Raw genomic sequence first — 13,826 nt, 5'->3', positions numbered from 1 at the left:
CGGATATCTACAGATATTATGGATCTGGCATCGGTAATGGCATGGAAAGTCGTACCGGCCTAAACAGACCGGTCATTATGGACAATAATTGCGCTCAGCTCTACACTTGCAAACAGCACTCACTTTGGGTGCTATGCATTACAGACTCGCGTCTTGACGGGGTGCTGGCGGCCTAACGTATTTGGGCCACCGGCTGAGATTGCAACGCAGAACCCGCGACCTGATCCGGATAATACCGGCGTAGGGATTGAGACCAGACCATCGAAGAGCCAATGCTGCCGATTAAATAAAGGCAGAACTGCTCTCTCCGTCATGCGCGACCCGAATACCAAAACAATGTTCCGGGAGCGAATGATGACAGATCTACCAACTTACCTCAGTGATTCCGCCCGCGTAGATTCCGCCGCGATACAGCCGTTGCCAGGATCGCGCAAAATATACGTACAGGGTAGCCGTTCCGACCTACGGGTGCCTATGCGTGAAATTACCGTACAGGACACACCCACAGAATTAGGTGGTGAGAAAAATGCGCCGGTGATGGTGTACGACACCTCGGGCATCTACAGTGACCCCAACGCGACCATTGATCTACGCAAAGGGCTTCCCGCCATCCGTGCCGCATGGATAGCCGAGCGTGAAGACACCGCACCCTTGTCAGGTTACACCTCTGAATATACCCGCCGTCGCATGAAAGACCCACAGCTTGATCCGCTTCGTTTCATGGATGAGCGCAAACCACTGCGGGCGCTTGAAGGTAGGAACGTTACCCAGATGCATTACGCCCGCAACGGCATTATTACACCAGAGATGGAATACATCGCCATTCGCGAAAACATGAAACTACAGGAAGCTCGGGAGCAGGGCTTGGCAGATGATCAACATCCCGGCCAATCCTTCGGCGCCAGCATTCCAAAGGAAATTACCCCCGAGTTTGTGCGCAGTGAGGTTGCTCGAGGTAGGGCGATTATCCCGGCCAACATCAACCATCCCGAATCCGAGCCCATGATCATCGGCCGCAATTTTCTGGTGAAAATCAACGGCAACATCGGCAACTCAGCGGTCACCTCGTCAATCGAGGAAGAAGTGGAAAAACTCACATGGGGCATACGTTGGGGCTCCGACACCATCATGGACCTCTCCACCGGCAAGAATATTCACGAAACCCGCGAATGGCTGATTCGAAACTCACCGGTGCCTATTGGCACAGTGCCCATCTATCAGGCTCTGGAAAAGGTCGGCGGTGTTGCCGAAGACCTTACTTGGGAAATCTTTAGGGACACCTTAATCGAGCAAGCAGAGCAGGGCGTAGACTACTTCACCATCCACGCTGGCGTGCGCTTGCACCACGTACCCATGACCGCCAAGCGCACCACGGGTATTGTCTCTCGTGGCGGCTCCATCATGGCGAAGTGGTGTTTGGCCCATCACAAAGAAAGCTTCTTGTACGAGCACTTCGAAGACATCTGCGAAATCATGAAGGCTTACGACGTTTCCTTCAGCCTCGGCGACGGTCTGCGCCCCGGCTCCATAGCCGACGCCAACGACGCTGCCCAGTTTGGCGAACTGGAAACCCTAGGTGAACTCACCAAAATCGCCTGGAGGCACGATGTTCAGTGCATGATCGAAGGCCCCGGCCACGTACCCATGCACCTAGTAAAAGAGAACATGGATAAACAGCTGGAATGTTGTGACGAAGCACCCTTCTACACACTTGGCCCCTTGGTTACCGACATAGCTCCGGGCTACGACCACATCACATCCGGCATTGGCGCTGCCATGATTGGCTGGTTCGGTTGTGCCATGCTTTGCTACGTGACTCCAAAAGAACATTTGGGCCTGCCCAACAAAGACGACGTAAAAACCGGCATCATCACCTACAAAATCGCCGCTCACGCCGCTGACTTGGCCAAAGGGCACCCCGGCGCCCAAATACGCGATAATGCTCTTTCCAAAGCCCGGTTCGAATTCCGTTGGGAAGACCAATTCAACCTTGGCCTCGACCCAGACACCGCACGAGCTTTCCACGATGAAACCCTACCGAAGGACTCCGCCAAAGTGGCACACTTCTGCTCCATGTGCGGCCCGAAATTCTGCTCCATGAAAATCTCCCAAGAAGTTCGCGACTACGCGGCAGAGCATGGTATTGATGAGATTTCTGCGGTGGATGCAGGCATGAAAGAAAAGTCCCGGGAATTCGTGGAGTCTGGAAGTAAGCTTTACGATAAGGTTTAACTTTCAATAAGCTGGCGGCGCAGCGCACTAAGGATTTGCGCTTGCCAGCGTATTGCTCATAACTATGGGGCAGGTGTGGGGAAAGGCTTCCCAAAACTGTGCGAAGCCATGGGTGAAGAGCGAAGAGCTCTTCACGGGTTGGCCAAGGATGGCCAGCCCAGGACTCTCACTGCGACGCAGGAGCACTAAGTAGTGAGAGGTGTAGCCAAGCGTACAGGGATGTATCCACAGCGTGTTTTGGGAAGCGCTCGCCCACAGCTGTCTTGCACCCAAAGCAGGCTTGCAATAAACAACACCAACCGGCTATCGTGCAAAACCCAAGTCAAACAGAGCAAAGCATGACAAAGCCGTTCCAGTTTAAAGCCAGCGACGTCAAAATCGAAAAGCGCGAAACCGTCTTTCAAGGCTTCTTCCGCATGGACAAGCTATGGCTGACACACCCGCGCTTTGATGGCCGAAGCATGCCACAGTTTACCCGCGAACTCTTCATTCGCGGCGACGCCACCTGCGTACTCCCCTACGACCCTGAAAGAGACGAAGTTGTGCTGCTTGAGCAGTTTCGCCTCGGCGCACTCGGGCGCGAGCAATCTCCTTGGTTGCTGGAACTGGTCGCCGGAATGAACGAAGACGGCGAATCAAGCGAAGAGGTAGCACAAAGAGAGGCAGAGGAAGAGGCGGGCCTAAGCTTTAGCAAATTGGAAAAAATTTGCGATTACTTGGTCTCTCCGGGCGGCACTACCGAAATGGTCTATTTGTATTGCGGGAAAGTAAGTACCGAATCTGCGGGGGGCTTGTTTGGTCTGGAAGAGGAAAGCGAAGATATACGAGCTCATGTCGTATCTGCAGACGACGCCATCGCCATGATTACCGATGGTCGCATCAACAACGCAGCTGCAATCATTGCCCTTCAATGGCTGGAGTTAAATCGTACAAGGTTGCGGGCAGGATGGTAGTTATGAACGAATGGGCAATGAAACCCAAGCGCTACGTGCCAGACCTGCGTCAACTGGGCGCTTTGTGTGAGGGCAATTACCATCGGCTTAGCCGACTGCGCCAGCTGAGGGTAGACGATGAGCCCGTATGTGAAATCGAGCTGCACCGAGAAAACGAATACCTAGGACGCGTTCGAATTCAAGTGCTGCAAACCGCCCGCTACACCGAAACCCTCCTGCTTGAACAGATCCACAACAAGGGTCGCTGGCTTAACAATCCACAGATGACGGTTCGGGTATACCACGATGCGGTGATGGCCGAGGTTATTAGCTGCTATCGTGATACACAAATCGCACCAGTCAACGATTATCCCAATCGCTTTATGCATCACCCGGATGAAAAAACTCAGGTGAACGGGTTTCTTGCCGATTGGTTGGAATACTGCCTTCGGTTCGGCCACTTGCCTCTTGAACATGCGGCCTGGACCGGCGCTGAAAATGCCGTAGATAGCGCCGGAGAGAATGCTGAGAAGAGTGCGGGAAAAAGCGCTGATTAATCTGGCTTGCCCGCTACTGAGGTAAAACCGTACACTTGTAAAGGCGCATTGAGTTGGCAAAAACGGCAATAAATTACTGGCGTTGAGCCAGAATGTGACGCCGGTTCCAGTCGCAAGTGATAAATTCGGAAGCTGACAACGTACACTTGTATGTGAGCCATGGGAGCCTGAGTTAGGTGGTAGCCCATGAATCTGTTCCTCAATGGATGACCGCAAGCAGACCGATAAGAATCATGACTTCCAAGGAAACCGCCCGACCGCTTCGGGTACTGCAGTTAACCGATCCACACCTGATGGCGAACGCTGATGGTGCATTGCTGGGTGTAAACACTCGCGACAGTCTGGACGCCGTTATAACCGAGGTACTCAGATCCCACGGGCAGCCGGATCTCATCCTAGCCACGGGCGACCTCGCTCAGGATGGTTCGGAAGAAGCTTATCGGGTTTTGGCTGATCGACTTGGCGCTTTTAGTTGCGAATCTGCATGGATTGCTGGAAATCATGATCAGGTTGCGAGCCTGAGGGCCGTTGCAGCGCGCTGCGGTGCAGATCGTCGTCACATTATTCAAGGTGGTTGGCAGTTTATTCTTCTGGACTCATCGGTTCCAGGTAAAGTGCATGGAGAGCTGGCGGAGTCCGAGCTGGATTTTTTGGCTGAGATGCTTGAACAGCATCCGGAGATGCCAGCGCTTATCACGCTACACCACCACCCTGTTGATATTGGCACCGATTGGATGGCCAATATTGGTCTTAAAAATCGTGAAGACTTCTGGCAGTTAGTTGACCGCTTCCCGCAAGTAAAGATTGTGCTGTGGGGGCACATCCATCAGACCCACGAGCAGCAGAGGAACGGTGTGAAGCTACTGGCTAGCCCTTCCACCTGTATTCAATTTACTTCCGGCTCGCGCAAGTTTTCCGTAGAAGACTTGGCGCCCGGATATCGCTGGTTTGAGCTCCATAGCTCCGGCAACTTCTCAACTGAAGTGTGCCGGGCTCTGGACTTCGAGTTCGAGCTTGATCAGAGCAGCTCGGGTTACTGAACGGCTTCTACAGTCTCCTGTTTCACAGAATTACTCTCTTGGCTTTGCGCCCGCAGTTGCTGTGCTGCAGCGACCATAGCCTTGAGCGCGGGTATAACTTCTTCCCAACGCCTCGTTTTCAAACCGCAATCCGGGTTGACCCACAACCGCTCCGCTGGAATCCGCTCGGCAGCCTTTTTCATCAAGTCTGTCACTTGCTCAACTTGCGGAATGTTCGGTGAGTGGATGTCGTAAACGCCCGGGCCAATATCGTTGGGATATTCGAAGCCTTTGAACGCGTCCAGAAGCTCCATGGCCGACCGTGATGTTTCAATGGTAATGACGTCCGCATCCATGCGAGCAATGGCGTCAATAATGTCGTTGAACTCGGAATAGCACATATGTGTGTGAATCTGAGTGTTATCCTGCACGCCGTTGGCGCTGATGCGGAAGGATTCTATGGCCCATTCCAGATAGCTATTCCAATCTGATTGTCGCAAAGGCAGGCCTTCACGCAGGGCCGCTTCGTCAATCTGAATAATCCCTACTCCTGCTTTTTCCAAATCCTGCACTTCTTCACGTACGGCTAAAGCCAACTGTAGACAGGTGTCTTTACGCGGCTGGTCGTCACGCACAAAGGACCAGTTCAGGATCGTCACCGGACCGGTTAGCATGCCCTTCATAGGCTTGCTCGTCAGAGATTGGGCGTAGGTGGTCCAATCTACAGTCATGGCTTTGGGGCGGCTTATGTCACCGAAAAGAATCGGTGGTTTTACGCATCTAGAGCCATAAGACTGTACCCAACCAAAGCGGCTGAACACATAGCCTTCCAGCTGCTCACCAAAGTACTCCACCATGTCGTTACGCTCGGCTTCGCCATGCACCAGTACATCCAGGCCAAGCGCTTCCTGTTGCTCAACGCAGTAAACAATTTCTTCGCGAATTCGCGCAGTGTAGTTCTGTTGGCTCAAGTTTCCCTGGCGGAATTCTTTGCGAACCTCCCGTATCTCGGGGGTCTGCGGGAATGAGCCAATGGTTGTGGTTGGGTACGCTGGCAGCTGGAATCGCTCTTGCTGCAACTTAGTCCGAGCTCTGAATGGGCTCTTGCGCTGACCATGCTCTGGCGTAATGGCTGCCAATGCCTTTGAAACCGCGGGGTTGTGAACCCGCGAAGATTGGCGGCGGCTCGCGATGGCCTTTTGGTTTGCGTTCAGCTCTTGCGCGACCGATTCACGGCCGTCATCCAGTGCTTTGGCCAGCGTATTCAACTCCTGCAGCTTCTGCCGTGCAAAGGCCAACCAGTTACGGACCTCCGAATCCAGCGTGGTTTCACTCTCTAGATCAACGGGAACATGCAGCAGGGAACATGAAGGCGCGAGCCATAGCCGCTCTCCCAGCTTTTCTTTTAAGGGTTCCAGCAAATCAAGTGTTGCGCTTAGGTCGGTTTTCCAAATGTTACGTCCGTTGATAACACCGAGAGACAGTACCTTGTGGGCTGGCAGCCAGTCCGCCAGCCGTGCAACTTCACCTTGTGCGCTGATAGCATCCAAATGAATGCCCGCTACCGGCAGCTCGCAAGCCAGTTGCAGGTTTTCTCTGAGCTCCCCGAAATAGGTTGTCAGTAACAATTTTACCGGTGCTGTTTTCAGCTCGTGGTAGGCGAGGATGAAGGCGTGCCGCCAGTCAGCGTCCAGCTCTGTAACCAGTGCTGGTTCATCAATTTGAACCCATTCGGCCCCGGCTTCAGCAAGCTTGGTTAGCAGTTCAGTGTAGACTGGCAGTAGCTTGTTCAGCAGGTTCAGGCGATCGGAGTCATCCTTGGCCTTGCCCAGCCAAAGGTAAGTAACCGGTCCGATGATGACCGGCTTGGCGTTAATGCCTTGTGCTCGGGCTTCGGCGAGTTGCTCCAGAATGCGATCAGCGTTCAGGCTAAAGCTTGTACCCGCATCGAACTCCGGCACTATGTAGTGATAGTTGGTGTCGAACCATTTGGTCATTTCTCCCGCATGTACGCTGCAGCAGGCGCTATCGTTTGGCGAGCGGCCCCGCGCAACACGAAAATACGCGTCCAGATCGGAGCCATTCTGAGCGCTGGCCCGTTCAGGCAAGTTGCCGAGCGTGGCGCTTATATCCAGAACCTGATCGTACAGCGAAAAATCGCCCACAGGCGCCAGCGATAGGCTCTCCTGCTCTTGCCAGTTCTGTTCCCGTAATCCTGCGGCCGTTTCTTGCAGGGTTTGTTCGCTAGAATTGCCATGCCAGAGGGCTTCCAAAGCAAATTTAAGTTCGCGGCGGGCGCCGATGCGCGGGTAGCCGAGGTTGTGTGTTGTGGTCATTCCGAACCCCTGATTCAGTGTTTAGTAGGCTGTTGATAGGAGTGGTTAGGTTAGCTTTAAGGTTTAATGAAAAATAATGGTATTATTTCAAGCTGCCATTAATTCTAATCATGGATCGGGAAATGATTGAGCGTCATCACTTGGAAGTTCTTCGAGCTGTAGAGGCGGAGGGCTCCCTGACAGCAGCAGCGAATCGCCTCCATCTCACTCAGTCCGCACTGAGCCACTCTGTTCGTAAATTGGAGCAACAACTGGGAACCCCAATTTGGCTCCGGGAAGGGCGGCAGCTACGTCTGACTCAGGCTGGCAACCACATGTTGGCGCTGGCCAACCGCCTGTTGCCACAGTTTGAGCATGCGGAAATGTTGATCGGCCAGTTTGCCAAAGGGCAGTCGGGTACACTTCGTATCGGCATGGAGTGTCACCCCTGTTATCAATGGCTGTTGAAGGTTGTAGGTCCCTACCTTAAGCAGTGGCCATCAGTGGATGTGGACGTAAAACAGAAGTTTCAGTTCGGCGGAATCGGTGCACTGTTTGGCCACGATATCGATATGCTGGTAACCCCGGATCCATTACACAGGCCGGGCTTAGTGTTTGAGCCGGTTTTTGATTACGAACAGGTGCTGGTGGTGGCGGCCAATCACGTTCTGGCTGGCAAGCCTTGGGCAGAGGCTGCCGATCTCGAACCAGAAACACTAATTACCTATCCTGTAGCCATTGAGCGGTTGGACGTGTTCAATTATCTGCTGGTGCCCGCAAACATGCGCCCGGCGCGCCACAAAACCATCGAGACCACCGATATTATGCTGCAAATGGTTGCTGCAGGGCGTGGGGTGGCAGCTTTGCCCCGCTGGCTGGTAACCGAATACAGCGACCGACTGGGCATAGTTCCGGTAAAACTAGGTAAGGACGGCATCGCCAAACAAATATTTCTGGGCCGCCGTGAGCGCGATGTGGGGGTGCAATACATGGATTCCTTCATGAAGCTGGCGAGAGAGGTTCGCTGGCGCTAAGGTTTCGGTTACACTGCCCAAAAAATTTGTCAGGAATTACCCTTATGAGCGAAACACCTCCCGATCTGAAGTACATTGAAACCCATCAGTGGGTGCGCGTAGACGCCGACGGCACTGCCACAGTAGGCATTACCGACTTTGCTCAGGAGCAGTTGGGCGATGTGGTGTACATTGGCGTTCCGGACGTTGGCGATACCGTTACCGGTGGCGAAGAAGCCGGCGTTGCCGAATCTGTGAAATCTGCATCTGACGTGTTCAGCCCGGTAACCGGTGAGGTTATCGAGATTAACGAGTCTCTTGAGGATGAGCCGGAGAAGGTTAACGAAGACCCTTACGGTGATGGCTGGATGTTTAAAGTAAAGCTTGCTGACAAGGGTGAGCTTGATGGACTGATGGATGCCGATGCCTACGCTGAGCATGTAGCTGTCTCTGAGTAATTGTTGGCTCTGGTTCGAGAGCAGTTATAGGCACACTCCAGTGTCGAAGCAGTCGGGGTGCAGCTCCCAAAACTGTGCGGAGCCATGGGTGGAGTGCGAAGCACTTCACGGGCAAGCCATGGACGGCTTGCCCCGGACCTTTAGCGCGACGCAGGAGCAGTAAGCGCTAAAGGGCGGAGCCAAGCGTACACGGACGTATTCACAGCGTGTTTTGGGAGCTGCGCCCCGACTGCGTTCCCGACCCGTGTGTGGGTATCGTCAGTTAATGTATAATTCCCGCCCTATTTTTCTCTACCCTAGGTGGCAGCAATGAATTTCCCTGTTTTATATCTACGCAAAGGCGCCGAGCGCAGGCTTCGGGCCGGCCACCTTTGGGTTTACAGCAACGAAGTGGATATTCAGCGCTCACCTCTAACGCAGTTTGAAGCAGGCACACAGGCCGAGCTGCGGGCTTCCAATGACAAACCACTCGGGGTCGTTTTCGTAAACCCCCACGCTCTCATTTGTGGCCGTCTGATTAGCCGTGATGCGGCACAAGGCATGACGCCAAACCGATTAACCCAGCGGATGGAAACGGCGCTGGCGTTGCGCGACAGATTATTCGATAAACCCTTCTATCGTTGGGTATTTGGCGATAGCGACGGCTTGTCAGGGCTGGTGGTGGATCGCTTTGGCGATACGGTGGTGGTGCAGATCTCCACAGCTGGCATGGAGCAGATGAAGGAGTCCATCGTTCGGGCGGTTCAACGTCTGGCGCATCCGAAGGCCATCATTCTCAAAAACGACGGCAAGATGCGTAGCGTTGAGGGGTTGGACGCTTATGTTGAGCAGGCCCATGGCCCGGAAGCGGCGCTGCTTGAAGTAGAAGAAAACGGCGTTCGATTTGAGGTGCCGCTTGAAGGCGGCCAGAAGACAGGCTGGTTTTACGATCACCGCATGAATCGCCAGCGTCTTCAAGCTTACGCACCGGGCAAGCGGGTGCTGGACGTATTCAGCTACGTGGGTGGTTGGGGCATTCAGGCAGCCAGCGCCGGCGCAACTCAGGTTACCTGCGTGGACAGTTCTTCCACTGCCATTGATTCGGTCCACCATAACGCGAAGCTCAATGGTCTCGAAAATGTGGAAACCATTGAGGGCGATGCGTTTGATGCCTTGAAAGCGTTAGCGGAAGAAAAGGAAAAGTACGATATCGTCGTGCTGGATCCGCCCGCCTTTATTCCCCGTCGTCGCGACCAGAAAGCCGGAGAGCAGGCCTATGCGCGCTTAAACCAGCTTGGCTTGCGGCTGCTGGATAGGGACGGAATTCTTGTGTCTGCCTCTTGCTCCATGCATCTCTCTCAGGAGAAGCTGGTGGATATCATTCGGGGCAGCGGGCGCAAAATTGATCGCTTTGTGCAGCTTCTGGAGCAGGGGCATCAGGCGCCAGATCATCCGATCATTCCTGGGATTCCCGAAACTGACTACATCAAATCCTGCTTTGTACGCTCCCTGACCAGTTTTATGTAACATCAACTTTGAGCCCGCTCTCGAAGAGAGGGCGGGCCAGTGTCTCTTCAGCGGGAATTCAATCGCGGAGAGTCATAACACGCCAACCTTTGCTTTTGGCGAACGCCTCCAGTTTCGAATCCGGGTCAACCGCCACCGGATTCTCCACCTTCTTAAGCAACGGCAAGTCGTTGTGCGAGTCGCTGTAGAACCAGGCGCCGTTCAGGCTTTGACCTGTAACAGCCAGCCAGTCGTTTAAACGAACAACTTTGCCTTCTTGAAAGCTTGGGGTGCCAGCGATTTCGCCTGTGTAGCGGCCGTTGACCATTTCTGGTTCAGTGGCGATAAGATGGTCAATGCCCAACACTTCGGCAATAGGTTCGGTCACAAAGCGGTTGGTGGCCGTGATAATCATCAGGGTGTGGCCGCGCTCGCGGTGGCTGTCTAAAAGTTTGCCAGCCTTCTGCTGCAGCATGGGGCGCACTTTTTTTTCCATAAACTTGCCTCGCCAGTCCAGAAGCTCATCCATGTTGTGAATCGAAAGGGGCTGAAGAGCAAATCTTAGGTAGTTCAGTATATCGAGCTCGCCATTCAAGTATTCTTCATAAAAGCGATCATTAGCTTTGCGATAGGCTTCGGCATCAACAATACCTTCCTCTACCAAAAACTCACCCCAAGCATGATCACTGTCACCAGCCAACAGGGTGTTGTCGAGATCAAAAATTGCGAGCGTCAAGCGATTACCTCCAAGGAAACAGGGCTAGCCAAAACCGGTATCTTACCACGGCCGCTATAGTTCAGCTGCGTTTGCCGAAGTGTTGGGATTCTGTAAGAATGAGCGCAACTTGGAAAAATCCGACCGGCAAATATTTGACCGGTCTGCCGACTTTACTAAGAGGACTGTGCCGTGATCGATTCAGACGGTTTCAGACCCAACGTCGGAATCATTCTGGCCAACCATCAGGGAGAAGTTCTCTGGGCAAGGCGAATAGGGCAAGACTCCTGGCAGTTTCCCCAAGGCGGCATCCATTTTGAAGAAACGCCGGAAGAAGCACTGTATCGGGAGCTTGGAGAGGAAATTGGCTTAAGCGCCAATGATGTCGAAATCATCAGTTGTACCCGGGGCTGGCTCAGGTATCGCCTTCCCCGAAGAATGGTACGGCACAACTCGCACCCCGTTTGCGTGGGCCAAAAACAGAAATGGTTCCTGCTGAGGATGTTATCACCCGATGCGCGAGTGCGCGTTGACGGTACGGATTCACCCGAGTTCGACGGCTGGCAGTGGGTAAGCTACTGGTATCCGCTGGGACAGGTGGTTTCCTTTAAGCGTGAAGTATATCGACGTGCGCTGAGAGAGCTCGCACCAAGGCTGTTCTATAATATGGAGCAGTGGCACAGGAGCGAGCATAACCGGCGTTTAAAGGATCAAGCGAAATGACGGACTAACACGCCCATGCTGAGCATTCTGCGAAGTCTTGTACAAGAGGTAAACAGTGCCCGAGATCTTTCGGAAGCGCTGGGTATTATCGTGTCGCGGGTGCAAAAGGCCATGAACACCGAGGTCTGCTCTGTTTACTTGCTAGATCCAGCGTCCAATCGCTATATTTTGATGGCAACCGAAGGCCTGTATCCAAAAGCCGTGGGTAAGGTAAGCCTCGCCCACTCAGAGGGGCTTGTGGGTCTAGTGGGTTCCAGAGAAGAGCCGATCAACCTGGAAGACGCCCCGTCTCACCCACGCTACCGTTATTTTCCCGAAACCGGCGAAGAACGTTTCCGCTCGTTTCTCGGGGTTCCCATCATTCACCATCGCCGTGTGCTTGGCGTTTTGGTTGTGCAGCAGAGGGAGAGTTCCCGGTGCTTCGATGAAGGTGAAGAGGCATTTCTGGTGACGGTCTCGGCCCAACTGGCGGGCGTTATTGCCCACAGTGAAGCGACGGGTGCTATCAGCGGCCTCTCCCTGACCGGCGAGGAGGCCCGCGACGTAAGCTTCAATGGTGTTCCCGGCGCGCCTGGTGTGGCGATAGGCCATGGTGTTGTGGTTTATCCAGCGGCTGATCTAGACGTGGTTCCTGACAGGCCAGCGGAGGACGTTGATCAGGAGTTGGAGTTATTTCGGTCAGCGGTACAAGCGGTTTGTGCAGACATTGAACAGGTTGCTCGGCGGCTGACATCAACCTTGCGCCCGGAAGAGTTGGCGCTGTTTGACGTATACCTGCGCATGCTAAGTGATGAGGCCTTGCCTGGTGAGGTCAATAGCCGAATCCGTGAAGGTATCTGGGCTCAAGGTGCTCTCAAACAGGTGGTTCAGCATTACGTTCGCCACTTTGAAATGATGGACGACCACTATCTCCGGGAAAGGGCTGTTGATATCCGTGATCTTGGTCGCCGCCTGCTTGCGTATTTGCAGGAAGGTGAGCAGGAGGATTTGACCTACCCTGAACGCACGGTATTGGTTAGTGAAGAACTTACACCGGCCATGCTTGGAGAAGTGCCCCGGGGGCAGTTAGTCGGCTTGGTCTCGGTTAAAGGCTCCAGTAATTCCCATGTCGCCATACTGGCCCGCGCCATGGGCGTGCCAACGGTTATGGGGCTGGTGGATATTCCGGTTAACCAGCTCGATGGCAAAGAGCTTATCGTAGATGGCTTCGAGGGGCAGATTTTCGCTTCGCCCTCTTCAGATCTCAGGGCGTTTTTTCAGGCTATTTGTGAAGAAGAGGACGAGCTGGATCGCGGTCTGGAAGCGCTTCGAGACAAACCATGCATTACAACGGACGGCCACCGTGTTCCCTTGCTGGTGAACACCGGTTTGATGACCGATGTGGTTCGCTCCTTGTCTCACGGTGCAGAAGGTATAGGCCTTTACCGTACTGAAGTGCCCTTTATGATTAAAGATCGCTTTCCGTCGGAGCAGGAGCAGCGGCAGTATTACCGCGAGCAACTGGAAGCCTTTGCGCCTAACCCTGTGACCATGCGCACCCTCGATATTGGTGGCGACAAAGCGCTGACTTATTTCCCTATCGAGGAAGAGAACCCGTTTCTTGGGTGGCGCGGCATCCGGGTAACGCTCGATCACCCGGAAATTTTTCTTGTTCAGGTACGGGCTATGCTCAAGGCCAGTGAAGGCCTGAACAATCTTCAAGTTATGTTGCCCATGGTCAGCAACATCTCCGAGGTTGAGGAATCCCTGCACCTGATTTACCGGGTTTACCACGAGGTACGGGAAGAAGGTTTTGATATCCATATGCCCAAAGTGGGTGTAATGGTGGAGATACCGGCTGCCGTATATCAGGTGCGCGAGATCGCCGATCGTGTTGATTTTCTTTCAGTCGGATCTAACGACCTAACCCAATACCTGCTGGCAGTAGATCGCAACAACCCCCGGGTGGCTCAGCTTTACCACTCGTATCACCCCGCCGTTTTGCAGGCGCTTGTGCGAATAGCTCAGGATGCTCATGCGGTGGGCAAACCGGTGGGCATTTGTGGTGAGCTGGCGGGGGATCCCGGTGGCGCATTGTTGCTGATGGCCATGGGCTACGACTCACTATCCATGAACGCGGCCAGCCTGCCAAAAGTGAAATCCGTTATTCGCAGTGTCAGCCGGGAGTGGGCGGTGAAGCTATTGAAAGACGTGCTATTGCTGGACTCCCCTCACGTTATCAAGAGTTGTGTGGATCTTGCGTTGCGCAATGCGGGCTTTGGCCGTTACCTTCGGCCCAGTATGTCCACAACAGCAGCTCTAGCTGGGTAGGCAGCCTCCTAGGGGTAGAGAGATGGTGTCATATTGTGCCGCCCTTTAAATATAGGGTGCGTATTCT

11 protein-coding genes and 1 riboswitch are annotated in these 13,826 nt (G+C 53.9%); of the genes, 9 read left to right on the top strand and 2 right to left on the bottom strand.

Annotation, left to right across the window (positions count from 1 at the left end; all coding sequences use genetic code 11):
* Positions 1-147 precede the first annotated feature (147 nt).
* A riboswitch (TPP riboswitch) is annotated at positions 148-264 on the top strand.
* A gap of 90 nt (positions 265-354) precedes the next feature.
* From thiC to cpdA, 4 genes are all read left to right on the top strand, one after another.
* Complete coding sequence (gene thiC, locus MWU62_RS14400; protein WP_247115606.1) at positions 355-2,232, top strand: phosphomethylpyrimidine synthase ThiC; 1,878 nt, start codon at positions 355-357, stop codon at positions 2,230-2,232.
* A 338-nt stretch (positions 2,233-2,570) separates the two neighbouring features.
* On the top strand, positions 2,571-3,185 hold the full coding sequence (locus tag MWU62_RS14395; protein ID WP_247115561.1) for an NUDIX domain-containing protein: 615 nt from the start codon (positions 2,571-2,573) through the stop codon (positions 3,183-3,185).
* 2 nt (positions 3,186-3,187) lie between these two features.
* A complete protein-coding gene (locus MWU62_RS14390; protein WP_247115560.1) occupies positions 3,188-3,721 on the top strand; it encodes a DUF1249 domain-containing protein in 534 nt (177 codons plus the stop codon).
* A 233-nt stretch (positions 3,722-3,954) separates the two neighbouring features.
* Complete coding sequence (gene cpdA / locus MWU62_RS14385; RefSeq protein ID WP_247115559.1) at positions 3,955-4,761, top strand: 3',5'-cyclic-AMP phosphodiesterase; 807 nt, start codon at positions 3,955-3,957, stop codon at positions 4,759-4,761.
* Here the strand turns inward: cpdA and metE are convergent.
* The gene (metE, locus tag MWU62_RS14380; RefSeq protein WP_247115558.1) at positions 4,755-7,076 is read right to left on the bottom strand and encodes a 5-methyltetrahydropteroyltriglutamate--homocysteine S-methyltransferase; all 2,322 of its coding nucleotides are present in this window, start codon (positions 7,074-7,076) and stop codon (positions 4,755-4,757) included. The two genes, cpdA and metE, sit on opposite strands and share 7 nt — an antisense overlap.
* A gap of 122 nt (positions 7,077-7,198) precedes the next feature.
* Between metE and MWU62_RS14375 the strand changes: the two genes are divergently transcribed.
* The 3 genes from MWU62_RS14375 (at position 7,199) to MWU62_RS14365 (ending at position 10,032) form a co-directional block, all read left to right on the top strand.
* The gene (locus MWU62_RS14375) at positions 7,199-8,089 is read left to right on the top strand and encodes a LysR family transcriptional regulator (protein WP_247115557.1); all 891 of its coding nucleotides are present in this window, start codon (positions 7,199-7,201) and stop codon (positions 8,087-8,089) included.
* A gap of 44 nt (positions 8,090-8,133) precedes the next feature.
* Positions 8,134-8,526: a glycine cleavage system protein GcvH gene (gcvH, locus tag MWU62_RS14370; protein WP_247115556.1), complete on the top strand. Its 393-nt coding sequence runs from the start codon at positions 8,134-8,136 to the stop codon at positions 8,524-8,526.
* 309 nt (positions 8,527-8,835) lie between these two features.
* The gene (locus MWU62_RS14365; protein WP_247115555.1) at positions 8,836-10,032 is read left to right on the top strand and encodes a class I SAM-dependent rRNA methyltransferase; all 1,197 of its coding nucleotides are present in this window, start codon (positions 8,836-8,838) and stop codon (positions 10,030-10,032) included.
* A 58-nt stretch (positions 10,033-10,090) separates the two neighbouring features.
* Here MWU62_RS14365 and MWU62_RS14360 read toward each other — a convergent pair whose 3' ends face one another.
* The gene (locus MWU62_RS14360) at positions 10,091-10,747 is read right to left on the bottom strand and encodes an HAD family hydrolase (RefSeq protein ID WP_247115554.1); all 657 of its coding nucleotides are present in this window, start codon (positions 10,745-10,747) and stop codon (positions 10,091-10,093) included.
* Positions 10,748-10,918: 171 nt separating this feature from the next.
* Between MWU62_RS14360 and MWU62_RS14355 the strand changes: the two genes are divergently transcribed.
* Complete coding sequence (locus MWU62_RS14355) at positions 10,919-11,449, top strand: RNA pyrophosphohydrolase (RefSeq protein WP_247115553.1); 531 nt, start codon at positions 10,919-10,921, stop codon at positions 11,447-11,449.
* Positions 11,450-11,464: 15 nt separating this feature from the next.
* On the top strand, positions 11,465-13,759 hold the full coding sequence (gene ptsP, locus MWU62_RS14350) for a phosphoenolpyruvate--protein phosphotransferase (protein WP_247115552.1): 2,295 nt from the start codon (positions 11,465-11,467) through the stop codon (positions 13,757-13,759).
* Positions 13,760-13,826: the final 67 nt, after the last annotated feature.

This window comes from Marinobacter sp. S6332 (assembly GCF_023016045.1).
In the GTDB taxonomy this organism is placed as follows: Bacteria; Pseudomonadota; Gammaproteobacteria; order Pseudomonadales; family Oleiphilaceae; genus Marinobacter.
This window is presented reverse-complemented; position numbering and strand designations above follow the sequence as displayed.